The sequence below is a fragment of the Citricoccus sp. genome (assembly GCF_035445025.1).
Taxonomy (GTDB): domain Bacteria; phylum Actinomycetota; class Actinomycetes; order Actinomycetales; family Micrococcaceae; genus Citricoccus.
This window is the reverse complement of record NZ_DAOMPX010000039.1, coordinates 833-26,075: the sequence shown is the minus strand read 5'-3', so window position 1 is coordinate 26,075 and position 25,243 is coordinate 833. Positions and strand designations below refer to the sequence as shown.

Here is a 25,243-nt window from a genome sequence, read left to right as displayed (position 1 = left end):
CCGAGAGGAACGGCAGCGGTTGCTGGGCTGCGGTGACCAGCGTGTAGTCGGCGTCCGGATCGGCCTGTTCCGGGATGAGGCCGTGGAGATTGAGCAGTTGCCTCAGGATGGGCCCGAGGACGACGAAGACGGCCGCGGCCACGAGCAGCACGCGCGATGACCGGCCGTAGAACGGCAGGGCCAGCAGGAACAGGACACCGAAGTAGGGGATGATCGTGGCGATCGGCGTGTCCAGGTGCCCCAGCATCAGGCCGGCCAGCAGGATCAGCAGTCCACGGACGACCAGGGCCGCCCGGTCGGCCGCCAGGGCGCGGCCCGAGAAGTCCCCGCGGGACCGCTTCTCCACGAACGCGATGGAGACCCCGGCAAGCAGGGCGAACAGGGCTGCGCCACGCCCGCCGGCGATGCCGAAGGCCAGGCTCATGCCGCCCTCCCGGTTCTCCTCCGGGAGGACGTGGACGGAGACCATGCCGATCAGGGCAAGCGCCCGGGCCACGTCGACGCCCAGGGCACGCCGTGATGACGGCGGTACCGCCTCACGGGGAGTACGAGGTGCGGGTGCACTGGCCAGCGGATGTGGAGACATGGGATCGACCTTGCGGATTGAGGAGGTGGATGGGTGGTGTGGCCCCGTCAGCTGCGGCTGGACCTGCAGGAGCGGGACACCGTGTGCCTCCAAGAATGCGCGGGAGTCGGCTCAGAAGCGTCCGCCACGGGCGGTATCCCGGCGCTACAGAGTGTGGTGGATACCGAATGGACCGGGGCACGACGATCGGGCCATGCTTCCGACCGCAGTCGGTGTGCTCCGACCGGGATGCCGGCCATTCTGAGTGATGCCAGCCGCGGTATGTCGCTGTGAACCATCCCCTGGATCCACATGACCGGGCCGGTGATCAAGTCCAGCACCGGGCGCGGGGCGGTCGCAATCATGGCGATGCTGTGCGTTTTCTATGAGGTCCCCTGCGCGCCGCGTACGCAATGAACAGTACGAGGTCTACCGCATCGCAGGTATTCCCAAAGTACCGCTGCGGGAGGATCCTTTCTGGTGTCCTCGCAACCATCATTGACTGACATAGGGACAGTTCGAGCCCATCGGTGAGCCGAACTGCTGGGAAGAACGAATTGCAGAGGGGCAGTCTCATGCGAGCCAACCACCAGATCACCCATGCCTCCGGCGATCACGCGGGTGTGTTGCCTGTCCGGTACACCCGTGCCGCCGCCACCGTGGCGGCCGTCGAGACCACGGGGAGATAGGACCATGTTCTCCTTGTCGCAGATCCTCGGCGACGTGTCGGCAGCGCACCACCAGACCCCGGACGACTGGGCGCGGTCGGTCACCACCGTCGTGCGGGACGCCGCCATCTACCACGCGGCCAGGAACGGCTTCTACCGTGCCCAGTGCGACGCCGTGGGGGTGGACCCCGCCGCGCTGCACGAACTCGAGGACCTTCAGCGCCTGCCCCTGTTGCCCGTCAGCCTGTTCAAGCGGGCCGATGCCCGCGTCCTGCTCACCTGCCCCCTGTCCAAGGTCGAGACCGAGGCCCGGTCCACGGGGACCAGCGGGGTGTCCTCGGTCGTGCGCCGCGACGCCGAGACGGTGACCCGTGCACTGATCGGGCTGACCGGCACGTACCGGGAATTCTTTGGCCTGTCCGGGGGAGCGGGACTCTTCCTGAGCCCGTCCTCCGCCGACGCCCCGGAGAACGGCATGGCCAAGGTCTTCAACATCCTCAACGGCATCCTCGACGACCACGCCTACCTCGTCAGTGACAACGTCTTCGATCCCGCCGACGCCCTGGAGTACCTGCGGAAGTGGAAGGGCCTGATGACCCGGGACATCATCGGGCCCCCGTTCCTCGTGCGTCGGTTCCTGCGCTTCCTCGAGCTCGAGGGAATCAACGTCTTCCTGGACCCCTACAGCATGGTCATCACCCTGGGTGGCTGGAAGCGCTACCCGGGTGAGGCCGTCTCCGCCGAGGACTTCCGGGACGAATGCCATCACCGGCTGGGCGTCAGCCGGGAGAACGTCCGGGACATGTACGGACTGATCGAGTCGGACCTGCTCGCGGTCGAGTGCCACCTGCATCGCAAGCACGTGCCACCGTGGTGCTTTGTGTCCATCCGGGACGTCCACGACGTCACCAGGGAGGTCGCCGCCGGGCAGACCGGCATGATCGCCGTCCTGGACGCCGTCAACACCAGTTATCCGGGCTTCCTCCTCACCGACGACGTGGGGGAGGTCGAGACCGGCACCTGTGCCTGCGGCCGGACCGGGCAGGTCATCACCTTCCGCCACCGGAGGCAGGGGGGTGAACTCGACCGCAGCGCCGTGAGCATCGAGCGGTACATGGGTTCGGGCCGGTACGCCTCGGCCCAACCCGCATGAGTGCAGCACCGCCAGTCCCTGGAAGGGCGGTCGGGACGGAAGATCATGAGTTCAGTCGAGACCGGTAAGCCGTTCCGGCGATGATGGGCACGGGGCGCCGGCCGTGGGGCCCCCTCGGGGCCCGGAGCGCGGTCCGTCAGGCCGGGGGTGATGCGCGATGATCTCGCCCATCGTCTCCGGCCGGGACGTGAAGATCGCCCTCGGGGCGGTGGCCCTGGACACGCTGCTGTTCACGGGGGTGCCCTACGCCGGATGGTCCGCGCTCGGACCACCGTCCGTGACGGTGGTCGTGCTGAATCTCGCGATGGTGCCCGTCCTGTTCCTCCGGCGGCGCGCACCGGTCCTGATCTGCCTGATCCTGTGCGGTTACGCCGCCGCCCTGACCCTGACGGTGGGGTCACGCCCCCTGGCCAGTCTCCTGGTGGCCGTCTTCACCGCCGCGGCGCTGCGCCCGGCCCGGTACAGCGGCTGGTGCCTCGCGGCCATCCTGGGCACCCATGCCGTCAACCTGTCCTACCAGGCCTCCCTGGCCACGAGGGAGGGGAACCCGTGGACGACCGTCCTGGTCGTCGGCGTCGCCCTGGTGGTCTTCGACCTCGCAGCCTGGTTCCTGGGGCGCTGGGCCGCCGAGTCCCGGCGCCGGTCCCGTGAGCTCGTCAGGACGAGTGAGGCCAGGGCCGCGAAGGCCGTCGCGGACGAGAGGCTGCGGATCGCCCGGGAACTGCACGACATCGTGGCCCACGCGGTCACCGTGATGGTCCTGCAGGCCTCCGGCGCCCGGCGGCTGCTGGTCAAGGACCCCGTCTCGGCCGAGACGGCGCTCGCCTCCGTGGAGGAGGTCGGCAAGCAGGCGATGGCCGAGCTGCGCCGCCTGCTCCAGGTGCTCCGCACCGTGGGCAGCACGGATGAGGAGGCGCTCGAGGCCGGGATGATCGCCGGCCTCGAGGACCTCGATCCCCTCGTCGAGCAGACCAGGGCCGCCGGGGTCACCGTCGATCTCTCGACCTCGGGCCTGGAGGGGCGGCTCCACTCCAGCGTCGAACTGAGCGTGTACCGGGTCGTTCAGGAGGCCCTGACCAACGTGGTCCGCCATGCCGGGCCGGGCACGCGCGTCCGCGTGAGCGTGGCCCGCGTGGATGACACCGTCACGGTCGAGGTGACCGACGACGGTTCCGGCACCGTCAGCAGCGTGGCCCAGGAGCTGACCAGCGGGTATGGCCTGGCCGGACTCCACGAGCGGATCAAGCTCATGGGCGGGGAGATCCACACCGGGCCGGTGGACGGCGGCGGTTACCGGGTCCGCGCCACCCTGCCGGCGGTGACACCATGATCCGCGTCCTGCTCGCCGACGACGAACCCCTGGTCCGGACCGGTATCGCCATGATCCTCGGAGCCGAGGACGACATCGAGGTCGTGGACGTCGTGGGCGATGGCCGTGCGGCCGTGCTGCGCGCCCGCCAGACCGCACCGGACGTCGTCGTGATGGACGTCCGCATGCCGGTGATGGACGGGGTCGAGGCGACGCGGCGGATCCTCGACGAACAGGAGGCCGGTGCGCCGCAGCCGGGGGTCCTGGTGCTGTCGACCTTCCATGTGGACGAGGCCGTGCACGGTGCCCTGCGCGCCGGTGCCTCCGGTTTCGTCCTCAAGGACGCGGCGCCGGACGAGCTGGTCGCGGCCGTCCATGCCGTCGCCCGCGGAGACGCCTGGCTCGCCCCCGCGGTCGCCAAGCGACTGCTGGCGGAGTTCAAGGGACGGCCGGAGTCGCTGCTGCCGCGCGGCGACCTCATGGGCCGCCTCACCCATCGCGAACGGGAGGTGCTCATCCTCCTCGCCCACGGCCTGGGCAGCAGGGCGATGGCCGAGCACCTGTTCCTCAGTGAGGCGACCGTCAAGACCCACCTGAACCGGATCCTGACGAAGCTCGGCGTGCACGACCGGGCCGGAGCGGTGGCCGTGGCCTACCGCGAGGGACTGGTGGGCCCCAACGATCCGATGCCGCCACGACCGTGACCACACCGAGACGGGCCCGCGGACGGGCATGTGTTCCGGGTCACGGGGCGAACTGCTACCCTCTGCCCAGGCATCGTGGAACCTCTTGGCCCAGGGACGGGGCAACAGTGAGAAGCTTGCTCGTCAACAATGGATCCGTGCCAGCGTCGGCTGAATGCTTCGCCGGGGGACGGGCGCGTGTCCCACTGGTCCGGGTGCTTCTCGGCATCGTCGCCCTGGTGTGCCTGACGGCGGCCGGAAGCCCCGCCCCGTCCGCGTCGGCCGAGCTCCACAGCGGCACGGAGGGGACTAAGGCCGCCCTCGTCCGCGTCGAACTCAGTGCCGTGGCCGAGATCGTCCACATCGACCACTCCTCCGGTGAGGTGGAGATCGCCCGCGGCCGGACCACCGTGCCCCTGGGGGCCGGGACGGGCGTGCTGGTGTCCGCGGACGGCGTCGTGGCCACCACGTGGGAGAACATCCGCGTGGACGCGGACCAGGTGGCCGTCTACGCCGCCAATGAGCTGTTCGCCGACGTCATCGGCGTCGCCATCGTCGGCAACGACGGCGACCCGGCCAAGCGGGGTTCCACCCCGGATCCGTACTGGGGTCCGCACCTGCAGCACTGCTACGACCAGGTCACGCACTGCGTGCACTTCCGGGTACCGCAGTACCACGTGCGCACCTACACGACGGAGCCCGGTGGCGTCATGGCCGAACTGCTCAACTCCCCGTCCGGGCCCGGGGACGTGGCCCTGCTGCGGATCAGCGGCGGCGGGGGTGCGCCCACCGCCACGGTCGCGGCAGCGGACGCGGCCCCCGGTGCGGACGACCTCCTGCTCGGCTTCACGCGCCGGCCTGGACCGGAGCACGGACCGGTGCAGCTCCCGGTGACGCTGGACGCCGCCACTGACGTGATCAGCTCCCCGGAGGACCTGACCGGGCCGTTCGGCGCAGGCGTGTCCGGCGGACCCGTCGTCGACCCCTCGACCGGGCAGGTCATCGGACTGGCCGGGCCGCCCCAGGACGGCGGATCGGCGACGCTCGTGACCGCCGCTCAGATCCGGGCGGCCATGGACGAGGCCGGTGTGGAACCGTCCTCGTCGAAGTTCGACGTGGTGTTCCGCCGGGGGATCGATCATCTGGCCTCGGGCAACCCCGGCAGATCGGCCCAGGGTGCCCTCGAGGAGTCCCTGACGTACTACGATTCCGCGCTGGCGACGAGCCATCTCCACCAGGCCCAGGCGTCGGAGCCCACCGACAGCGCCGACGCGGCGGCAGCCGCCGGGCCGGGGGAGGAGACGGGAGGCCTGCGGTGGGGTGCCTTCCTGGCCATCCTGATCGGCGCCCTGCTCGTGGCGGGCATCGTCGCGGCCCTCGTCCTGGGGCGACGCCGGACGCCCGCGACCGCCGGTGCCGACAGCCGGCCTCCGGAGACCGGCCGCTGGCGCTCCGTCCCCGCGTCCGTGGCGTCAGTCCTCCCGGCGAGGTGGCGGGGCGACACGCACCCGGACCCCGCCCCTCGGCACTCCCGGTCGGCCGATGCGCCGGCACCGCCGGATGCGGCGCCGGACCACGGCGACGACGCTACCGTCGACGCACGGACCGGCCCCGCCCCGGACGGGTTCGACGGTCGACGGTTCTGCGCCCAGTGTGGCGCGGCGGTGGGCCCGGGAGCGCGATTCTGCACCGGTTGCGGTCACCCGGTCGGCTGATCCGTGGACAGCCCGAGGAATTCCCTGGGACCGGGGGCGGAGGTCGCGGGGTACCGCGTCCAGTCACTGATCGCCCGGGGCAGCAGGGGCGTCGTCTACCGGGCCCTGGACGTCGAGCACGACCGTCCGGTGGCCCTCAGGCTCCTCGCCCCGGAACTCTCGGCCGATCACGAGTTCAGCCGGCGGTTCGACCGCGAGTCCCGGCTCGTGGCCTCCATGGACCACCCGAACATCCTGCCCGTGTACGGGACCGGGGAATGGTCGGGGCTGCTGTACGCCGCCATGCACCACGTCCGCGGGACGGACCTCCAGTCCGAGCTCGACCGGCGCGGCCCCCTCCCGCTGCCAGAGGCACTGCGCATCCTGACCGAGACGGCCGCCGCCCTGGACGCCGCCCATGAGGCCGGGGTGATCCACCGCGACGTCCGGCCCGGCAACATCCTGCTGTCCGAGGATCCCCTCCCCGCCGACGGCGCGGACGGCCACCGCCACGTCTACCTGGCCGGCTTCGGCCTGGGCAGGCCGATGGCGATCGCCAGCGGGGCCGCCACCCCGGCCCAGGTCCCCGGCACCGTGGACTACCTCGCACCCGAGCAGATCCGCGGTGGGGACGTCGACGGCCGGGCGGACGTGTACGCGTTGGCGTGCGTGGCGTTCGCACTGCTCACCGGTCGCCCGCCGTTCGACGAAGCGGACGGGGAGGGGGACGAGGAGGCACGGCTCCGGGCCCACCTGGCCGGGAAGCCACCACGGCTCGCCGGCGAACGCCCCGACGTCCCGGCCGTCGTCGAGTCCGCGATCCTCCGGGGCATGGCGAGGGACCGGGCGGACCGGCCCCCCTCCTGCGGTGCGCTGGTCGGCCTGATGTCCGGGGCCCCGGCCACCGACGCCGGGCGCGTCCCGCCACCCCCACCGGACGCCACCACCGAGCCGGCCGGTGACGGACCGGCGCACGGTGGCGATGACGACGTCCGCGCCGAGCCCGGACGGCCGGCGGACACCGGAGGCGGTCCGGGGCCCGGTCCCCGCCCGGACCAGCACGGAGGCTCCCGGCACCGCGCGGTGCCCCGGGTGGGAGGACGCACCCGCCGGATGATCGTGCTGGGCGCGGTGCTCCTCCTGCTCCTTGGCCTCGGCCTGGTGCTGGCCCGGTGGTCACCGGGGGAGAAGTACGTGCCCTTCCGTGCGGAGGGAGTGCCCTACACCCTCGATGTCCCGGAGAGCTGGACCGCCCGCACCCACCAGGCCGGGGACAGCACGGTCAGCGTGCTGTCCCCGGCGGACCTCACCGCCTTCTTCGCCGATGACCCGGAGGCGCCTGCGGCCGTGGGCCGCACCGCGGCCGACGACCCGTCCGGTGTCGTCGGCCTGGCCATCTACCACCGTCCCACCGGGCTGGAGGGTCAGTCCCCGGCCGCCCGGGTCGATGCGGCGGAGGCCCTCCTGCCCGGCCGGGAGGCGTATCTGGTCCACCGCGGGGAGGCCACCGTCGGGGACCTGACGGGGCAGGTCATGGAGGGATCCGTGCAATTGCCCACCGCCACCCTGCAGGTCCGGGTCCTGGTCGTCGAGGCGGACCCCGCCCAGTTGCTGGTGTTCTTCGCCCCCTCGCCGCTCTTCCACGAGCGTGCGGAGGTCTTCGACGAGGTCACCGCATCTCTGCGCCGGACCGGCTGACCGCCCGGCCCCGGGGTCACTGGGTCTGGCAGGTGGCCAGGCTCAATTCCTCCAGGACGGACAGCACCGCGGTGCCCGGTCGGTCCAGGGCGGTCTGCATGCCGCTCAGCGCCTTCCGGAGGGCGGCGGCCGGCCGGGTGGACCCCTGCGCGTTGGCGTACCGCAGCAGGTGCTCCACCAGGCTGATGCGCTCCAGGGTGCGGTCCTCACTCGGGCCGTTCAGGGTGTCCTCGACGGCGAGCACCGCCAACCGGGTGGCGACCGCGGCCAGGGTGCCGTACGAGGCACCGCGGCTCGTGAACGTCTCCTCGACCCGGCGGCCGGTGGCGGTGGTGACCACCGCGGTGCCGGTGGCCGGGGAACTGGTGGTCGAGACGATGGTCATGGTCTTCCCTCGTGGTCTGCTGAGTTCGTGCGGGTGCGGGTGCGGGTGCGGGTGCGGTGGCCGGATATCCGGCGGGGTGCGGGATCCGGCCGTGGCGTGGACCCCGCACCCGGTGGCGTGCCGGTCTGGCTGCCTGCCTAGTCCCAGTACCTCACGACCTTGTACTTGAGCTCGTAGTGCGCACCGTGGTCGTCGAACGTCGCGTACTGCCATCCCTCGTCGTAGTCGTGCTTCTCGATCCAGACGTGTCCGAGGTAGTCGTCCTCGTCGTCGTGGTGTCCGTGGTCCTCGTCCCAGAGGCTGAGCTTGAAATCGTGGTCGACGTCCGCCCAGGCGCCGTCGAACCCGTAGTGGTCCCCCTCGTCCATGTCCTCGGGGCCCCAGACGGTGTGGTGACCGAACTTCATGTAGACCTCGTCGTAACCCTTGTGGTCCTCGTTGTCGTGGCAGTCGAGGTAGTCGAAGACCACTCGGTAATGCCACTCGCCGTCCGAAGAGCCGTCCGCGCCGGCGGTGCTCGCCGTCGCGGCCGGAACCCCGGCGAGGAGGGCGGATGCCGCGAAGGCCGTGCCCGCGAGGGTGGCACCGATCTTTCGGTTGAGAGGCGACATGGTGGTGATCCTTTTCCTCAAGGGGCGTTCCGCCGATCGGAACCCTGGATGCCCTGTGTCATCAATGGTGGTCCGATCGGCCGGGGAAAGCGTCGGCTCGAAAAGGTATTTCCCGGCTACCGCAGACGGTGTACCCGGGGTCCTCCCCGGGGTGACGGCGCAGACGCCCACGCCTTGCCGCGCCGCGGAAACGGGCGGAGCATGGACGCCATGGACTGGGGGTCGGGCCGCGGCCGGTGGGGGCCGTCGTCTCATCAGGGGTTCTGCCGGACGACGACGGCGCGTGCCGTTCGCCGCGCGGGACACCGCGTCCCGGGAGCGCTCTGATGTCCCGCGTGTTCCTGAGCCACTCGAGCCGCAATTCCGCGGAGGCGGTGGCCCTGAAACGCTGGCTCGTGGAGCAGGACCCCGGGCTCGCCGACGAGATCTTCCTGGACCTCGACCGCGACACGGGCATCGCCCCCGGCGAGCGGTGGAAGCGGGCGCTGCGCCAGGCCAATGAGCGGTGTGAGGTCGTGCTCTGCCTGCTCTCCGCCCACTGGCAGAACTCGAGCGAGAGCCTGGCCGAGTACCGGACGGCCGAGACCCTGGGCAAGCTGATCCTGTGCGCCCGGCTCGAACCCCTGGACACGGCGGGGATCACGGGGGAGTGGCAGCACTGCGACCTGTTCGGCGATGGCCCGGCCACCGAGATCCCCGTGGACGAGGCGGGCCGGTCCGTGTGCTTCCAGACGGACGGGCTCCGGCGGCTCTACCGGGGGTTGCGCCGGGCCGGCATCGGCGCGGACCAGTTCGCCTGGCCCCCGCCGGACGATCCGGAGCGGGCCTGCTACCGGGGGTGGGAGCCGCTGGACGAGTCCGACGCGGCCGTGTTCTTCGGCCGGGACGCACAGATCATCCGGGGCATGGACGCGCTGCGGGGCATGCGGGCCTCCGGGATCGAGTCGCTGTTCGTGGTGCTGGGCCCCTCCGGGGTGGGCAAGTCCTCCTTCCTGCGCGCGGGACTGCTGCCGCGGATCCGGCGCGACGACCGGCACTTCCTGGTGGCCGGCATCGTGCGCCCCGGCCGGGACGCTCTCACCGGGGACCGGGGCCTCGCCCGGTCAATCCATCACCTGCGCATCGGCCTGGGCCTGAACCATCCCGCCCTGGGTGACATCAAGGAGGCCTGTCTGCGCGCGGACGCGGCCTTCCTGACCGGACTGCTCGCGGAGGCCCGGCAGACCGCGGGCCAACGCCTCCTCGACGAGTCGGAGCAGACGCCCCTGCCCACGGTGGTCCTGCCCCTGGACCAGGCGGAGGAACTGTTCAGCGCGGACGCCGGTCCCCAGGCCCCGCGGTTCCTCTCGCTGCTGGCCCAGTTGCTGGGCCCCGGGGACGGGGCCGCACGCGGGATGGTGGCGGCCTGCACGATCCGCACCGACTTCTTCGGGTCGTTGCAGGACGCTCCCCAGCTGTCGGACCTGAAGAGCGTGGTCTTCGATGAGCTGCGGCCCATGCCCCCCGCCCATTTCCGGGAGGTCATCCTGGGGCCGGCGGCGCGCTCCACCGCGGCCGGGCGGGCGTTGGTTGTCCAGGCCGACCTCGTCGAACGGCTGCAGAGCGACAGCTCACACGGTGCGGACAGCCTGCCCCTGCTCTCCCTCACCCTCGCCCGACTGTACGAGGACTACGGGGACACCGGTCAGCTCACCCTGGACGGATACGAGGCGATGGGTGGGATGGGCCGGGTGGTCCAGACCCAGGTCGACGCGGTGCTGGCGCGGGACCCCGTGGTGCGGAAGTCGCAGCTCCATCGACTGCGGTCGGCCTTCATCCCCTGGCTGGCCACCATCAATCCGGACAACGACCAGCCCGTGCGGCGGGTGGCACGGCTCTCCGACCTGCCCGCGGACGCCCGCCCGGAGATCGACGCCCTGGTGGCCACCCGGTTGCTGGTCCAGGACGAACGCGACGGCGAGGTCTTCGTCGAGGTGGCGCTGGAGAGCCTGCTGCGCCAATGGGGGGAGCTGGCCGGATGGCTGGAGGCGGAGCGGGGGGACCTCAAGGAGGCGGACAACCTCGAGCGGGCCGCCGCCGCCTGGGAACAGAACCAGCGCAATCCCTCGTGGCTGCTGGAGGGCGAACGCCTCGAGCGGGCCGAGTCCATGGTGGCGAAACCGGGCTTCCGGGATCGTCTGTCCCACACGATGGACTTCCTGTTCGCGTCCCGGGCCCGGGAGTACCAGCGGATGGCGCAGGAGGAGCGCCACAAGGCCGCCGAGCTCCACGCGGCGCGGGAGAAGCAGGAGGTGGCGGAGGCCCATGCCGCGACCCTGCGTCGCAGGTCGCGCATCCTGAGGGCGGTCCTGGCGGGGACCGCCGTCGTCGCCCTGGCCGCCGTCATCGGTTTCGTGCTGGCCGTCGCCGCGATGCGCGAGGCCTCCGACCGGGCGCGAGAGACCACGGCGCTCATGCTGGCGGCCGAGGGCCAGGCGCGGCTGGCCGGTGCCAGGCCGGGGGGTGAGCTGCTGGGCATGCAGCAGATGCTGGCGTCGCGGGCCCTGATGCCGACCACCGAGGGGGACCGGGCCCTGGCCAGCTCCGTGGTGGTCCAGCACGACGTGTACAAGATGATCCCCGTGGGGTCCCCGGTGCGGGACGTGGCGTACGCCCCGGACGGGCGCCTCGTCGCCTCGGGTGATGACGGCGGAGCCGTGCGGCTGTGGGATGCCGGGACTGGCCAGCCGGCCGGAGAACCACTGCTGGGACACGCGGGAGTTGTCCGGGCGGTGGCCTTCAGTCCAGATGGGCGGCGCCTCGCCTCGGCCGGCGACGACGGCACGGTCCGGTTGTGGGACACCGGGACCGGCCAGCCGGTGGGAGGCCCCCTGACCGGCCATGGCCAGCCCGTGCGGGCGGTCGCGTTCAGCCCGGACGGGCGGCGCCTCGCCTCCGGTGGCGCGGACGGTTCCGTGCGGTTGTGGGACGCGGGCTCCGCGCGACCGCTCGGTGAACCGATGATCGGCCAGGGTCCGGTGAACGCTGTGGCGATCAGCCCGGCGGGCCGGCTGATCGCCACCGGTGGGGACGATGGCGCCGTGCGGTTGTGGAACGCGTCCACCGGCCAGCCGGTCGCCGCCCCGATGACCGGGCACGCCGGGGCCGTGCACGCGGTGGCCTTCGACCCGGCCGGTGAACGGATCGCCTCGGCGGGGCACGACCGGACCGTGCGGTTGTGGGACGCGGATTCCGCCCGGCCGGTGGGAGCACCGCTGACCGGGCACAAGAACTGGGTCTCCGACGTGGCCTTCAGCCCCGACGGCCAGCGACTGGTCTCGGCGAGCGCCGACTACAACCTGCTGCTCTGGGACCCGGCGGCGGGCCAGTCGATCGGTGATCCGCTGACGGGGCACGGACACGAGGTGTTCAGCGCGGCGTTCAGCCCGGACGGTGAGCGGATCGTGTCCGGCATGGGGGACGGGACGGTCCGCGTGTGGGACGCGCGGGCGCCCGTGCCGATGCTGCACGGGTTGTGGGTCCTCGACCTGGACGTCAGTGACGACGGGGCCCTGATCGCCTCCACCGGCGTGGACAAGATCGTCCGGCTCTGGGACACCGGCACTGAACAGCCCGTGGGCGGATCACTGGCCGGACACCAGGACGTCGTGCACGGGGTCGCGTTCTCCCCGGACGGGACCCTGATCGCCACGGCCAGCGCGGACCGGACGGTGCGGTTGTGGGACGTGGCCACCCGCCGCCAGCTGGGCCCCGCGCTGGCGGGGCACGACGGGGCGGTGCTGGACGTGGCGTTCTCCCCGGACGGGACCCTGATCGCCACGGCGGGGGCGGACCAGACGGTGCGGCTCTGGGACGTGGCGGCGCGTCGGCAACGGGGGCCTGCGCTGGCCGGCCACGAGGGCGCGGTGAACGCGGTGGCGTTCTCCCCGGACGGGGCCCTGGCCGCCTCGGCCGGTGCGGACGGGACGGTGCGATTGTGGGAGGTCGAGACGGGACGGGCGGCGGCGGAGCCGTTGTCCGGGCACGGGGAGGCGGTCCTGGACGTGGCGTTCTCCCCGGACGGGGCCCTGATCGCCTCGGGGGGAGAGGACAAGATGGTGCGCCTGTGGGACGCCCGGAGCCGTCGGCAGCAGGGCCCCGGGCTGGCCGGGCACGAGGCCGCCGTGCGGTCCGTGGCCTTCAGCCCGGACAGCCGCCGGGTGGCCTCCGGCGGGGACGACTGGCAGGTGCGGCTGTGGGATGCCGGGACCGGTGCGGCGATCGGCAACCCGCTCATCGGCCACTGGGACGTGGTGGACGGTCTCGCGTTCACCCCGGACAACGCCACGGTGGTCTCGGGGAGCTGGGACCGCACCGTGCGCACCTGGCCCGTGCCGCCGGACGCCCCCGGGGCGCTGTGCTCGAAGCTGACCCAGAACCTGAGCCGGGACCAGTGGCTGGAGTCGGTCTCCCCGGACGTCGACTATGTCGCCACCTGCCCGGACCTGCCCGTGCCGGACCCGGCGGGCGAGGCGTCGGAGGAGGCCGGGGGATGACGGTCCGGGAGCTGAGCCGGGACGACCACTTCCGCAACGACGGCAGGCCGAAGCGCATCCTGACCCTCGACGGCGGTGGGCTGAGGGGCGTGCTGAGCCTGGGGATCCTGGAGCGGATCGAGGACCTGCTCCGGGAACGCCACGGTGCGGGCCCGGAGTTCCGGCTGTGCCACTACTTCGACCTGATGGCCGGGACCTCCACCGGCGCGATCATCGCGGCCGCCCTGGCCCAGGGCTGGAGCGTGGCCCAATTGCGCGAGAGGTACCTGGCCCTGGGCAGACGGCTGTTCAACAGGAGCCTGCTCCGGGAGGGCCTCCTCCGGGCGAGGTATGACAAGCGGATCCTGAACTCCGAGCTCAAGGAGCTGCTGGGCGCGGACACGACGTTGGGCAGCCCGAGGCTGCTGACCGGCCTGCTGGTGGTCACGAAGCGCCTGGACACCGGCAGCGTCTGGCCCCTGGGCAACAACCCCCGGGGCAAGTACTTCAGCACGGAGTCCGAGGGAAGCGCCCGGAACGCCGACTACCTGCTGTGGCAGGTGGTGCGCGCCTCGACGGCCGCCCCGTCCTACTTCGAGCCGGAGACCATCACGATCTCGAGCGCGGCAGGCAGCAGGCCCGTGGTGGGCACCTTCGTCGACGGGGGCGCCAGTCCCTACAACGACCCGTCCCTGCTGGCCTTCGTGTACTGCACCCTGGAGGGATACCGCGTGGGCTGGCCCACGGGCGGCGACAGGCTGCTGCTCGTCTCGGTCGGGACCGGTTCCAGGGATCCCACGAGGAAGAGGTCGAGGCTCGCCGTCAACCATGCGCTCCAGGCGCTGTCCTCCGTCATGCAGGACTGCGCGGCGCAGCAGCGGGCACTGCTCCAGTGGATGTCCGACAGTCCCACCGCGGCAGTGATCGACCAGGAGCTCGGTGACCTGCGCGGCGACACCGTCCCGGGCGGTCCCCTCCTGAGCTACCTGCGCTACGACGTCGACCTGCGCCCGGACGGCGTCCTGGCCCTGGACGACTCGGCGGCCGCGACGGGCAGGATCGAGTCCCTGGGCCGGTTGGACGCGCCCGGGAACATGCCCCTGCTGCACCGGCTCGGCCTGCTGGCCGGGCAGCGCGACGTCGACCCCGGCCATTTCAGGCCGGTCTTCGACCTGGTCCCGGACCCCTGAGCGGGGGCGTGCCATGACCGAGCGCAAGCGGTACCGGCCACGGCCGGAGCGGACCGTCGTCGCCGTCCCCCTGCGCCTGGACATGCCCGGTTTCCGGTACCGCAAGTGGGGGGCCGAGCAGTACTGCAAGGCCGGTGACTGGCTCGTGGACGACGACGGGGACATCCGCACCGTGGACGCGGACGTCTTCGCGGCCACCTACCGCAGGGTCGGTCACGGCCAGTACCGCAAGATCACGCCCGTGTGGGTCGAGCGCGCCGAGGAGGAGGGCAGCGTCGAGACCAAGGAGGGCTGGACGCACTTCGGGCGGGGGGACTATGTGGTGTCCAACAACGCGGACGGCACCGACGCCTACGCGATGAACCCGGAGACGCTCGAGTCCCTCTACGAACCCGACGACGAGGACTAGGGGCCGGCGCACGCGAGAGGCCCTCGTCCCGCACTGCGGGACGAGGGCCTCTCCGGTGAAGCTCCCCCGACTGGACTCGAACCAGTAACCCTTCGATTAACAGTCGAATGCTCTGCCAATTGAGCTACGGGGGACCGTTGGCCTGCGGTCCACCCCGGGGGATGAACAGCCGGACAGCGGGATCCACTGTACCCAAGTTCCGCGCGAGAACGAAATCGGCGTTCCCGGAGGCTGCTCTTCGCTAGAGTCCCCCCGTGAACACCACCCCCTTGTCGCCGCTGCGGCGCTGGCTGCTGCTGGCCACGGTGAGTGCCGGGGTCATGCTGATCACCCTGGACAACACGATCCTCTACACGGCGTTGCCGACGCTGACCGAGGAGCTCGGGGCGAGCGCATCGGAGTCGCTGTGGATCCTCAACGCCTATCCGCTGGTGATGTGCGGGCTGCTGCTGGGCGCCGGCACGCTGGGGGACCGGTACGGCCACCGCAGGCTGTTCCTCCTCGGCCTCGTCGTCTTCGGCGCGGCCTCGGTGGTGGCGGCCTTCGCGCCGGCCGTGGGCGTGCTCATCGCCGCCCGTGCCCTGCTGGCCGTGGGTGCGGCCTGCATGATGCCGGCCACCCTGGCCCTGATCCGCATCGGCTTCGACGACGTCCGCGAACGCAACCTCGCCGTCGCGGTGTGGGGTGCCATCTCCGTCGTCGCCGCGGCGATGGGTCCCATCGTCGGCGGGGTGCTGCTGGAGGCGTTCTGGTGGGGGTCGGTCTTCCTCATCAACGTCCCCGTGGTGCTGGTCGCCCTGGTGCTCACCCCGTGGGTGGCCCCGCGTCCCCGGCCGGACCGCTCCACCCGGTGGGACGCGCCGTCCTCCGTGGACGCGATGCTCACCCTCACCGGCACGGTCTTCGCCATCAAGGAGGCGACCGGCCCGGACCCCTCCTGGCCGCGGTTCGCGGCGGCCGTGGGGGTCGGTCTCGTCGGCGGCTGGCTCTTCGTTAGGCGCCAGCGGCGCCTCGAGCATCCGGTGCTGGACTTCGCGGTGTTCCGTAACCGGGCCTTCAGCGCCGGGGTCATCGCGGCCGCGTGCTCGATGTTCGTCATCGGCGGGGTCCAGCTGGTCACCACCCAGCGCTACCAGCTCGTGGCCGGCTTCACCCCGCTGCAGTCCGGCCTGCTGGTGGCGACGATGGCCCTGGGCTCCCTGCCGGCCTCGCTCGCCGGCGGTGCCACCCTGCACCGCCTCGGCCTGCGGGTCCTCGTCGCGGGCGGTCTGGGGCTGGCCGCGCTCGGCCTGGTGATCGCCCGGCTCGGGGGTGTCGGGCCGCTCGGGCTGTTCGTGGCCGGGCTCGTCGTCACCGGCGTCGGGATGGGGCTGACCATGTCCGTCGCCTCCACCGCCATCATCGGCAACGTCCCCGCCCGGCAGGCCGGGATGGCCTCCTCGGTGGAGGAGGTCTCCTACGAGTTCGGCAACCTGCTCGCCGTCGCCCTGCTCGGCAGCCTCGCCACCGGGCTGTACGCCCGGTTCGTCCGGTTGCCCGACGACGCCCCCGCGGCCGCCGCGGACAGCCTCATCGGCGCGGTGGACGCCGCGCAGGGGGACCCCGGCATCCTCGCGGCCGCCGGGGTCGCCTACGACGCCGCCTTCCTCACCATCCTGGTCGTGGTCGCGGTCATCGTCGCCCTCACGGCCCTGGTCACCGGACGGTTGCTGCGCCACCACGGACCGGGCACGCCGGCCGGGGCCCACGAGTCCAATCACCCGCTGTGAGGACAGGCTTGCCTGCGATGACACGGGCCTGAGGGGGGTCCTACTGTGAGCATATGAAGCTCACCGCAGACCTTGAGAAGAAGTTCAACGAACAGATCACCCTCGAGTTCGAGGCCTCCCTGGTCTACCGCCAGCTGGCCATCGAGGCCGACGAGCAGGACCTGACCGGCATGGCGTCCTGGCTGCGGCACCAGGCCGACGAGGAGATCGTGCACGCCCACAAGTTCATCGACCACGTGGTGGACCGGGGCAACCACGCCTCGATCGGCGCCATCAACGCCCCGGCCGTGAACCCGGGCCTGTCCCCGCTGGAGATGTTCGAGGCCTCCCTGGCCCACGAGCAGCGCGTGTCCAACGCGATCCGGGACCTGTACCGCGAGACGGAGGCCGCCGGGGACCTCGACGCGCGCCCCCTGCTCAACTGGTTCGTCGACGAGCAGATCGAGGAGGAGGCCACGGTCAGCGAGATCATCGGCCGGATCCGGCTGATCGGCGACGACGGCTCCGGGCTGCTCCGGCTGGATGCCGAGCTGGGCTCGCGCTCCGGCGGGGGCGAGCACCACAGCTGAGCCGGCCTGAGACGCCGGCGGGCACGAGAAGGGCCGGCGCCGCCTGAGGGGGATGGGGCGGCGCCGGCTTCGCCCCGAACCTACGCCCTAAAGTTGAAAAGTCAAGTGACTGGCCGTTGACGTGCACGGAACGGTTTTCGCTCCGTGCCGCGGTGGTAGGTTTGACCTGCCCGGGCTGCCCGGGTGTGATGGACTTCAGGATTGCTCGTCAGGCACGGCGGCAGTCTCACCGCAGACCCACCGCAGACCCACCGCAGACCAGAGGGAAGGCACGCTCCAATGGCCCATCAGGCACCGACGCTCCCCAAGGGGTCCCCCCGCGTCTCCGACCAGACCCGTTCCAGCTCGCTGACGGAACTGGTCTCCACCGGCTTCCGCCTGCTGCCCCTGCAGCTGAAGGACGAGCTGGCCATGGTCAAGGGCCAGCTGGGCAAGAAGGGCGTCACGGCCGGGATCGGTGCCGGGCTGGCCGTCGTCGGGCTCGTCTTCCTGTTCATCATGGCCGTTGCCCTGATCGTGGCCATGATCGGCGGCTTCGCCCAGGACCGGCCGATCTGGTTCTCCGCGCTCATGGTCGCCGCCGGCGCCCTGGTCGTCGCGCTGGTCTTCCTCGGGATCGGGGCGCTGCGTATCAAGGCCGCGATGCCCCTGGTCCCCGCCGAGACCATCCAGGGCGTCAAGTACGACCTCGGATACCTCAAGGAGGGCAACGCCTTCGACCCGGCCGAGTTCGACCGGCTCGAGGCGCAGCGGGCCGAGGAGAAGCGGATCGCCCAGGCCCGGGAGGAAGAGCGCCGCAAGGCTGCCGAGGCCGAGGCCAAGGCGGCCCGCAAGCGCGGCGAGGCCCCCAAGGAGGCCACCGCCCAGGACCCGTCCTACGCCGAGCTGCGCCGCCGCACCCAGTTGCGCCGCCAGCACCTGGGGGACATCCGGTCCGGGCTCGAGGAGAAGACCGACGTCAAGGCGCAGTTCTCCAGCTTCACCTCGCAGTTCCGGGGCCGTCCGGCCCCCGCCGGCCCGGACGCCCAGGACCCCACCTCGCCGACCGCACCCCACCACACCGGTGCCCGCGCGGGACAGACCGTCCACGACGCCGGCGAGAACGTGGGCGAGTACGTGCGGGAGAAGTGGCAGCCGCTGGCGCTGCTCGGCGCCGCGTCCACCGCCATCGCCGTCTTCGCCCGCCAGCTCAAGAAGTAACCCGCTCACCACGACCGCACGGGGGTCCACGTTGCGTCTGATCGGTGCGGGGCACCGCGATGACATCGAGTACGAGGTCACCGACCGGATCTGGACCGTCCCCAACGTCATCACCATCCTCCGGTTCTGCCTGGTCCCGGTCTTCGTCTGGCTGGTGGTCTCGGAACAGTACCTGGCCGCATTCATCGTGCTCGCGGTGCTCTCCAGCACGGACTGGGTGGACGGGTACATCGCGCGGCGCTACAACCAGATCTCCACGGTCGGCCAGTGGCTGGACCCGGTGGCCGACCGGCTGTCCCTGGCCGTCGTGGCGGTCACGCTGGTGGCCACCGGCATCGCCCCCTGGTGGCTGGTGGTGTCCCTGGTCCTGCCGGACGTCGTCCTCGGCCTCACGGCGCTGGCCCTGTTCCGGGGCAGCCCCGAACTCGAGGTCACGGTCCTGGGCAAGGTCCGTACCGCGCTGCTGCTCGTGGGCACCCCCCTCCTGCTGCTGGCGCAGGTCCCCGGCCTGGCCGAGGGGCCGCTGACCGTGATCGCCACCGTGGTGCTCGTCCTCGGCTGCGTGGGCCACGTCTGCGCCGCCGTCGACTACATCGGAGGCTGCGTGCGCAAGTTCCGCCGGCTCCGCGCGGCCGGGGTGGACCCCCGCGACCGCACCCGTTGGGCGAGCGCGTGAAGTGGCTGTCCATCGCGGCCGCCCTGGCGGGAGCCTTCTGCCTGGCCCTGGGCAGCGAGCGCCAGGCCGCGGGAGTGCGTAAGCACCAGGCCTACCTGGGACTGCACCCCCGTTCGGGCCTGCTGAGGCTGTTCACCTCCGGCACCTGGCTGGCCGGCGGCGCACTGATGCTGCTGGGCATCGGCCTGAACGTCTATGCCCTGGCCACCGCGCCGCTGACCGTGGTACAGCCGATCGGGGCGATCGCCGTCGTCATCACCACCCTGCTGCATGCCCGCATCCAGCACCTCCGGCTCAACCGGGAGACGATCTGGGGGATCATCGCGTGCGTGACCGGCTCGGCGGCGTTCGTGCTGGTGGCGATCGTCGCCACCGAGGAGAACCCGGCCCCCACCGTCGACCAGGAGCGGATCGCCGCCGTGGTGGCCATCACGGCCACCGTGCTGTGCGCGGTCGCCGCCCTGGTGATGCTGCGCCGTCCCAGTGCCTTCGGCTACATCATCGGCGCCGGCGTGCTGTTCGGCTTCGTGGCGGTGTTCGTCCGGCTCGGCTCCATCCACTTCCTGCGCGGCGACGCCGGTGGGCTGCTGGGCATCCCGTGGTTCCACCTCGGGGTCATCGCCGCGGCCGGAGGGATCGGCGTCTACTTCGTGCAGAGCGCCTACCAGCACGGACCCCCGGACCTGGTGGTGGCCGGGCTGACCGTCATCGACCCCATGGTCGGCGTGCTGACCGGCATCATCGTGCTGGGCGAGCTGCAACCCGGTCTTCCCTGGTGGGTGGGTTGGTGCATGGCCGCCGCCGGTGCCATTGCTACGCTCGGAGTCGTTGTCCTCGCCCGGCACCATCCGGACGTGATCCAGCGACGCGAGCAGACAGGAGCCCCATCCACGTGACGGCATCATCGGAGCGCCCGCTCAAGGTCCTCATCGCAGCGGACACCTATCCGCCGGACGTGAACGGAGCCTCCGTGTTCTGCTTCCGCCTGGCCAGGGCCCTGCACGCCCGTGGCCACGAGGTGCACGTGATGGCGGCCCGCAACGACGCCGGACCGGACACCGTCCAGGTCAACGACGAGGCGACCGTGCACCGCCTGCAGTCCGTCAAGGCCCCCACGCACGAGTACTACCGCCTGGTCTTCCCGTGGCACGCCCGGAGGTCCATCGGGGCACTGCTGGATGAGATCCGTCCGGATGTGGTGCACGTGCAGTGCCACTACATGATCGGCGAGGCCGCCATCAACGAGGCCGAGAAGCGGCGGATCCGCACCATCTCGACCAACCACTTCATGCCGGAGAACCTGGAGCCCTTCCTGCCGTTCCCGCAGTGGTTCCGGGACATCGTCTCGAAGAACTCCTGGCGGGACATGGGCCGGCTGATGCGCAAGACGGCCGCCGTCACCACGCCCACCGGGCTGGCCGCCAGGACCATGTCCGAGCATGCCGGCCTGGACCACGTCCTGCCGATCTCCAACGGCATCGACTCCGCCGCCTATGAGCGCGCCCCGGGGGAGACCGTGGAGCGTCCCGGCCACCCGGTGGTGCTGTTCGTGGGCAGGCTGGCCGTGGAGAAGAACGTGGACGTGCTGATCCGCGCCATCGGCCTGCTGGACCCGCAGCTCGACGCCCACCTCGAGGTGGTCGGCGACGGCGAGCAGCGCGGCCCGCTGCGGGCCCTGGTGGAGGAGCTGGGGCTGGGGGAGCGGGTGCACTTCCTCGGCCACGTCTCCGACGCCGAGCTGCACACCGCCTACCTGCGCGCCGACGTCTTCTGCCAGCCGGGGACCGCGGAACTGCAGTCGCTGGTCTCCCTCGAGGCCATGAGCGCCTCCAAGCCGGTGGTGCTGGCGGACGCCCTGGCGCTGCCCCACCTGGTCACCGACGGGGACAACGGATACCTCTTCGCCCCCGGCGACCCCCAGGACCTGGCCGAGAAGCTGACGGCCGTGCTGACCGCCTGTGACGACGAGCTGGCCCGGATGGGGCGGGCCTCCCACGACCGTGCGGTGCGGCACTCGCAGGACAAGACCATCGACCTGTTCGAGATGCTCTACCGGGGGGCCACCCCCGAAGAGGTCCGCGCCCTGCTCTGACGGCCGGCCCGGACGCAGGGGCGCTCACCAGCAGGTGCCGGCAGCCGCCGCCGGAGCCTAGGATCACACCGTGGAGTGGTGGCTCGCGACCGACTCGGAATGGGCCCGCCAGATCGTCCAGCGCGGGGTGGCGGTCCTGTACCTCATCGCGTTCTGGTCCACCCTCAACCAGTTCCGGGCCCTGCTGGGCGAGCACGGCCTGCTGCCCGCCACGGCGGTCCTGGCCGCCGGCCGGCAGCGTGGCCCCACGGTCTTCCGCCGCTGGGGCTACACGGACCGCCGCCTGGTGGGGGTCGCCGTGGTGGGCATGGTGCTGGCCGCCGGGCTCGTGGCCGGGATCCCGCAGTCCGGACCGCCCTGGGTGCCGCTGGCAGGGTTCCTCGTGCTGTACGGGCTGTACATGTCGATCGTGAACATCGGGCAGGTGTTCTACGGCTTCGGCTGGGAGATGCTCCTGCTCGAGGCCGGGGTGATGGCCGGGTTGCTCGGCTCCGACCGGACGGCTCCGCTGCTGCCGGTGATCCTGCTGGTCGCCTGGCTGGTGTTCCGGCTGGAATTCGGTGCCGGGATGATCAAGCTGCGCGGCGGGGCCGAGTGGCGGGACCTCACCGCGATGGACTACCACCACCAGACCCAGCCGATGCCCAACCCGCTCAGCCGCCAGGCCCACCTGAAGCCACGCTGGTGGCACCGCTGCGAGGTCATCGGCAACCACGGGACCCAGCTGGCGATGCCGTTCCTGATGTTCCTGCCGCAACCGGTCGCCTCCATCGGCGCCGCCGTGATCGTCTTCACCCAGTTGTGGCTCGTGGCCACGGGGAACTATGCGTGGCTGAACTGGGCGACGATCATCCTGGCCTGCGGTGCCCTGGGTGACCGGGCGATCCATGCCGTGATCCCCGCGCTGCCGGAGGACCTGGGCACGGTGGCGGACCCGCCGCCGTACTGGACCGTGATCGTGCTGGCAGCGTGTGTGGGGATCGCCGTGGCCTCCGTCCCGGCGCTGCGGAACCTGTTCTCGTCCCGGCAGCTAATGAACGCGTCCTTCAACCGCTGGCAGATCGGCAATGCCTACGGGGCGTTCGGCACGGTGACGAGGACCAGGGTCGAGGTGGTCATCGAGGGAACGGAGGAGGGCACCGAGGACGCACCGCCCCCCGAGGACCGTTGGCTGGCCTACGAGTTCAAGGGCAAGCCCGGGGACCTGAGGCGCCGTCCGCGGCAGTTCGCCCCGTACCACCTGCGCCTGGACTGGATGATGTGGTTCCTGCCGCTGTCCGGGATCCACCAGCGCTGGTTCCTCACCCTGCTGGCGCGGCTGCTGGCCGCCGACGCCGCCACGCTGCGGCTGCTGCGGCACGACCCCTTCGCCGGCCGCCGGCCCTCCCTCATCCGCGTGCGGACGTTCCGGTATCGCTTCGCCACGCGCGCCGAACGCCGCGCAGACGGCTCCTACTGGGTGCGCGAGGGGGGCCGGACCGTGATCGGGCCCGTCGCCGCCCGTGGGTGAGCAGTGACCGGTGAGCCGGAGCGCCCCGGGGCCGGAGCGCCGCTAGGATGGGTCCCTGTGCGACCGGCATCCCCGGTCCGCGGGGCGTTAGCTCAGTTGGTCAGAGCAGGGGACTCATAATCCCTGGGTCGCGGGTTCAAGTCCCGCACGCCCTACCTCAGTCGAAGCGGCCGGCCTGCGGGAGCATGTTGGCCGGGCTGTAGTCCAGGTCCGTGAGCGTCACGCCCGAGGTGGGGTTGCGGGCGTGGGCGATCTTGCCGCCCTCCACGACGATCGCCACGTGGTAGACGCCGGAACTCGAGCCGTTGTTGGACCAGTACACGAGGTCTCCGGGCTTGGCGCGGGAGAGCGGGACCTTCGAGTCCGCGGCGGTGTACTGCGACTTCGAGCTCCGTGGCAGGGACGCCCCCCCGGCCGAGAAGGCACCGGTGGTGAACCCGGAGCAGTCGAACGCGTACGGCCCGTTGCCGCCGTACTGGTAGTAGGTCTTGGTGCTCTTCGCCTTGGTCGTGGCCCAGTTCACGGCCTTGGCCTTCCAGGTCGCCACCGTGGACGAGGCCCGGGTCTCGTCCAGGGGCCGCAGGGCGGGCGTCACCACGTTGCCGCGGCCCTTGAGGGCGCCGGCTGCCTCGTACAGGAACGACGCGGTCTCGGCGCGGGTGATGTCATTGCCGGGCCGGAAGGTGCCGTCGCCGTAGCCCGAGGTGATGCCCCGCGTCCGGAGCCAGGCAGAGGCGACGGAGAACGCCGCGCCCGGGCGCATGTCACGGAACGATGCCCCGCCGGCGGCCGGCTCGTCGGCCAGCCGGTGCAGGAAGGCGGCCAGTTCACCGCGCGTCACCGGCTGGTTCGGCCGGAAGGTACGGTCCTGGTAGCCGACGGAGATCCCATCCTGGGCGAACCAGGTGATGGCCTGGTAGTTGGCCCCGCCGGGGTTCACGTCGGTGAAGTAGCGCGCGGTGGACTTGGGGTGCGACGGCGTGACCTGTCGGTACAGGAAGGCCGCGACCTCCCCGCGGGTGACGGCCTTGTTCTTGCGGAAGGTGTTGTCCGCGTAGCCCACCGAGATCTTCTCGCAGGCCATCCACGAGATGGCCTGGTAGAACCCGGACCCGCGCGGGGCGTCCGCGAAGTCGGCGCGCCCGCAGGACTGGCCGGCCGAGGCCGGGTCGGCCGTGGCCACGGATCCGGCCAGGGACGCGGTGGCGACGACGGCCGCGGTCGCCACGGCGGCGACGGCCGCGGTCAGGCGGGTGCGTGCGGACCGGTGCTGACCGGACCGGCTGTGGGATGTAGGCACAGGTGTCCCCTAGCTGGATGCGAGCGATGTTTTCTTGTCCACCGCGAGGACGATGAGTCCAGGGAAGCGCGCGTGGTGCCCGGTGCGGGGCGATGGATAACTCCAAGTGATCCGGCGAATGTCTGCCTGACCGTGACCTACTGTAACTGAGTGTTATCTGTTCGTCACCTGCGAGTTATGGGACCGTGATGAGGCGCCGGGCATCCTTTCTGGCGGTAGCGTGGAGCCCGTGCCAGACCCCGCGACCGCCGATGTTCCCGATCCCGTGGACGTGCCCTCGGGTGTTCCGGCGGACGAGGCCGGCCGGAACCGTCCGCTGCGCCTGTTCATGGACGCGCGGTACACCCGCACCGACTTCCATGACGGCATCTCCCGCTACGGCGCGAGCCTGATCGAGGCCTGCGCCCCGCTCGCCGAGGTCACCATGGTCATCTCGGACGAGGCCCAGCTCGCCCTGCTCCCCGGGGGCGTCCCCTGGGTGCGGGCCGCGGACCCGACGTCCCCGGCCGAGCCGTTCATCGCGCGTCAGCTGAACCGGCACCGGCCCGACGTGGTGTTCTCCCCGATGCAGACGATGGGCTCGGCCGGCCGGGAGTACGGGCTGATCCTCACCCTGCACGACCTCATCTACTACCGGCACCGCACTCCGCCGGCCGACCTGCCGGCCCCGGTCCGATTGCTGTGGCGCGCCTTCCACCTGGCGTACTGGCCCCAGCGGCTGGTGCTCGACCGGGCCGATGCCGTCGCCACGGTCTCCCACACGAGCCGCCGGCTGATGCGGCGGCACCGGCTCACCAGCCGTGAGATCCGGATCATCGGCAACGCCCCGCAGGCCGTGCCCGCCCCCCGCGATCCGGAGGCGAGGCCCGAGCGGTCCCTGGTCTACATGGGCTCGTTCATGGACTACAAGAACGTCGAGACGCTCATCCGCGGCCTCGCCGGCCTGCCCGGGTACCGTCTGCACCTGCTGTCCAGGATCTCGGCGGCCCGAGAGGCGGAACTGCGCCAGGTCGCGGCGGATGCGCGGGTACCCGCCGAGGCCCTGGTCTTCCACCGGGGGACCACGGACGAGGAGTACGTGCGCCTGCTGCGCTCGGCCACGGCCCTGGTCACCCTGTCCCGCTCCGAGGGCTACGGTCTCCCCGTGGCCGAGGCGATGGCCCAGGGCACTCCCGTGGTGGTCTCCGACCTCGAGATCTTCCGGGAGATCGGCGGGCCCGACGGCGGCGCCGCGCGGTTCGTGCCCCT

At 71.6% G+C, this 25,243-nt stretch carries 20 protein-coding genes and 2 tRNA genes; 17 read left to right on the top strand and 5 right to left on the bottom strand.

The window, feature by feature from the left end; translation table 11 throughout:
- Positions 1-586: heparan-alpha-glucosaminide N-acetyltransferase domain-containing protein (locus PLJ28_RS11810; RefSeq protein WP_324590165.1), on the bottom strand; the 586-nt coding region annotated here is incomplete at its 3' end.
- A 672-nt stretch (positions 587-1,258) separates the two neighbouring features.
- On the opposite strand from PLJ28_RS11810, the gene PLJ28_RS11805 reads away from it, so the two are divergent.
- From PLJ28_RS11805 to PLJ28_RS11785, 5 genes are all read left to right on the top strand, one after another.
- Positions 1,259-2,386 carry a LuxE/PaaK family acyltransferase gene (locus PLJ28_RS11805; RefSeq protein ID WP_324590164.1) on the top strand — a complete coding sequence of 376 codons (1,128 nt, stop codon included), beginning with the start codon at positions 1,259-1,261 and terminating at the stop codon, positions 2,384-2,386.
- Positions 2,387-2,543: 157 nt separating this feature from the next.
- Positions 2,544-3,716 (top strand): sensor histidine kinase, encoded by a 1,173-nt coding sequence (locus PLJ28_RS11800; protein ID WP_298043862.1) that lies wholly within the window; start codon positions 2,544-2,546, stop codon positions 3,714-3,716.
- On the top strand, positions 3,713-4,399 hold the full coding sequence (locus PLJ28_RS11795) for a response regulator transcription factor (RefSeq protein WP_183524172.1): 687 nt from the start codon (positions 3,713-3,715) through the stop codon (positions 4,397-4,399). The genes PLJ28_RS11800 and PLJ28_RS11795 overlap by 4 nt, the downstream gene beginning before the upstream one ends.
- Positions 4,400-4,593: 194 nt before the next feature.
- Complete coding sequence (locus PLJ28_RS11790) at positions 4,594-6,093, top strand: zinc ribbon domain-containing protein (protein WP_298043864.1); 1,500 nt, start codon at positions 4,594-4,596, stop codon at positions 6,091-6,093.
- Between the two features lie 3 nt (positions 6,094-6,096).
- Complete coding sequence (locus PLJ28_RS11785; RefSeq protein WP_183524178.1) at positions 6,097-7,770, top strand: serine/threonine-protein kinase; 1,674 nt, start codon at positions 6,097-6,099, stop codon at positions 7,768-7,770.
- 16 nt (positions 7,771-7,786) lie between these two features.
- Here PLJ28_RS11785 and PLJ28_RS11780 read toward each other — a convergent pair whose 3' ends face one another.
- On the bottom strand, positions 7,787-8,155 hold the full coding sequence (locus PLJ28_RS11780; protein WP_183524180.1) for a hypothetical protein: 369 nt from the start codon (positions 8,153-8,155) through the stop codon (positions 7,787-7,789).
- Positions 8,156-8,292: 137 nt separating this feature from the next.
- Positions 8,293-8,766, bottom strand: a complete 474-nt coding sequence (locus PLJ28_RS11775; protein ID WP_183524183.1) for a hypothetical protein — start codon at positions 8,764-8,766, stop codon at positions 8,293-8,295.
- A 326-nt stretch (positions 8,767-9,092) separates the two neighbouring features.
- On the opposite strand from PLJ28_RS11775, the gene PLJ28_RS11770 reads away from it, so the two are divergent.
- Genes PLJ28_RS11770 through PLJ28_RS11760 form a run of 3 tightly spaced genes read left to right on the top strand, consistent with a single transcriptional unit; the run spans position 9,093 to position 14,879 of the window.
- On the top strand, positions 9,093-13,301 hold the full coding sequence (locus tag PLJ28_RS11770; protein ID WP_183524186.1) for an nSTAND1 domain-containing NTPase: 4,209 nt from the start codon (positions 9,093-9,095) through the stop codon (positions 13,299-13,301).
- Complete coding sequence (locus tag PLJ28_RS11765; protein WP_183524189.1) at positions 13,298-14,470, top strand: patatin-like phospholipase family protein; 1,173 nt, start codon at positions 13,298-13,300, stop codon at positions 14,468-14,470. The genes PLJ28_RS11770 and PLJ28_RS11765 overlap by 4 nt, the downstream gene beginning before the upstream one ends.
- Positions 14,471-14,483: 13 nt before the next feature.
- Complete coding sequence (locus PLJ28_RS11760; RefSeq protein WP_183524192.1) at positions 14,484-14,879, top strand: hypothetical protein; 396 nt, start codon at positions 14,484-14,486, stop codon at positions 14,877-14,879.
- A gap of 61 nt (positions 14,880-14,940) precedes the next feature.
- On the opposite strand, the gene PLJ28_RS11755 is transcribed toward PLJ28_RS11760, so the two are convergent.
- Positions 14,941-15,013: transfer RNA gene (locus PLJ28_RS11755), tRNA-Asn, on the bottom strand.
- A gap of 120 nt (positions 15,014-15,133) precedes the next feature.
- On the opposite strand from PLJ28_RS11755, the gene PLJ28_RS11750 reads away from it, so the two are divergent.
- The 8 genes from PLJ28_RS11750 to PLJ28_RS11715 all read left to right on the top strand — a co-directional run bounded on the left by PLJ28_RS11750 (position 15,134) and on the right by PLJ28_RS11715 (position 22,850).
- Positions 15,134-16,648 (top strand): MFS transporter, encoded by a 1,515-nt coding sequence (locus PLJ28_RS11750; protein WP_502876474.1) that lies wholly within the window; start codon positions 15,134-15,136, stop codon positions 16,646-16,648.
- Positions 16,649-16,701: 53 nt separating this feature from the next.
- Positions 16,702-17,217, top strand: a complete 516-nt coding sequence (locus PLJ28_RS11745; RefSeq protein ID WP_183524195.1) for a ferritin — start codon at positions 16,702-16,704, stop codon at positions 17,215-17,217.
- A gap of 279 nt (positions 17,218-17,496) precedes the next feature.
- Positions 17,497-18,417 (top strand): phage holin family protein, encoded by a 921-nt coding sequence (locus PLJ28_RS11740; RefSeq protein WP_183524198.1) that lies wholly within the window; start codon positions 17,497-17,499, stop codon positions 18,415-18,417.
- 31 nt (positions 18,418-18,448) lie between these two features.
- The gene (locus PLJ28_RS11735) at positions 18,449-19,093 is read left to right on the top strand and encodes a CDP-alcohol phosphatidyltransferase family protein (protein ID WP_183524201.1); all 645 of its coding nucleotides are present in this window, start codon (positions 18,449-18,451) and stop codon (positions 19,091-19,093) included.
- A complete protein-coding gene (locus tag PLJ28_RS11730) occupies positions 19,090-19,989 on the top strand; it encodes a DMT family transporter (RefSeq protein ID WP_183524205.1) in 900 nt (299 codons plus the stop codon). The genes PLJ28_RS11735 and PLJ28_RS11730 overlap by 4 nt, the downstream gene beginning before the upstream one ends.
- Positions 19,986-21,185 carry a glycosyltransferase gene (locus PLJ28_RS11725; RefSeq protein ID WP_183524208.1) on the top strand — a complete coding sequence of 400 codons (1,200 nt, stop codon included), beginning with the start codon at positions 19,986-19,988 and terminating at the stop codon, positions 21,183-21,185. The genes PLJ28_RS11730 and PLJ28_RS11725 overlap by 4 nt, the downstream gene beginning before the upstream one ends.
- Positions 21,186-21,255: 70 nt before the next feature.
- Complete coding sequence (locus PLJ28_RS11720) at positions 21,256-22,695, top strand: lipase maturation factor family protein (RefSeq protein ID WP_183524211.1); 1,440 nt, start codon at positions 21,256-21,258, stop codon at positions 22,693-22,695.
- Between the two features lie 81 nt (positions 22,696-22,776).
- Positions 22,777-22,850 (top strand) — tRNA-Ile (locus PLJ28_RS11715).
- Between the two features lie 2 nt (positions 22,851-22,852).
- On the opposite strand, the gene PLJ28_RS11710 is transcribed toward PLJ28_RS11715, so the two are convergent.
- A complete protein-coding gene (locus tag PLJ28_RS11710) occupies positions 22,853-23,995 on the bottom strand; it encodes an S-layer homology domain-containing protein (protein WP_183524214.1) in 1,143 nt (380 codons plus the stop codon).
- A 328-nt stretch (positions 23,996-24,323) separates the two neighbouring features.
- On the opposite strand from PLJ28_RS11710, the gene PLJ28_RS11705 reads away from it, so the two are divergent.
- On the top strand, positions 24,324-25,243 hold a 920-nt coding region (locus PLJ28_RS11705; protein WP_324590166.1), incomplete at its 3' end, for a glycosyltransferase.

Bases quoted from the DNA above. Each gene is read 5' to 3' on its own strand.
- PLJ28_RS11805 (WP_324590164.1), top strand. From the start codon at position 1,259: ATGTTCTCCTTGTCGCAGATCCTCGGCGACGTGTCGGCAGCGCACCAC.
- PLJ28_RS11800 (WP_298043862.1), top strand. From the start codon at position 2,544: ATGATCTCGCCCATCGTCTCCGGCCGGGACGTGAAGATCGCCCTCGGG.
- PLJ28_RS11795 (WP_183524172.1), top strand. From the start codon at position 3,713: ATGATCCGCGTCCTGCTCGCCGACGACGAACCCCTGGTCCGGACCGGT.
- PLJ28_RS11780 (WP_183524180.1), bottom strand. From the start codon at position 8,155: ATGACCATCGTCTCGACCACCAGTTCCCCGGCCACCGGCACCGCGGTG.
- PLJ28_RS11775 (WP_183524183.1), bottom strand. From the start codon at position 8,766: ATGTCGCCTCTCAACCGAAAGATCGGTGCCACCCTCGCGGGCACGGCC.
- PLJ28_RS11770 (WP_183524186.1), top strand. From the start codon at position 9,093: ATGTCCCGCGTGTTCCTGAGCCACTCGAGCCGCAATTCCGCGGAGGCG.
- PLJ28_RS11765 (WP_183524189.1), top strand. From the start codon at position 13,298: ATGACGGTCCGGGAGCTGAGCCGGGACGACCACTTCCGCAACGACGGC.
- PLJ28_RS11760 (WP_183524192.1), top strand. From the start codon at position 14,484: ATGACCGAGCGCAAGCGGTACCGGCCACGGCCGGAGCGGACCGTCGTC.
- PLJ28_RS11745 (WP_183524195.1), top strand. From the start codon at position 16,702: ATGAAGCTCACCGCAGACCTTGAGAAGAAGTTCAACGAACAGATCACC.
- PLJ28_RS11740 (WP_183524198.1), top strand. From the start codon at position 17,497: ATGGCCCATCAGGCACCGACGCTCCCCAAGGGGTCCCCCCGCGTCTCC.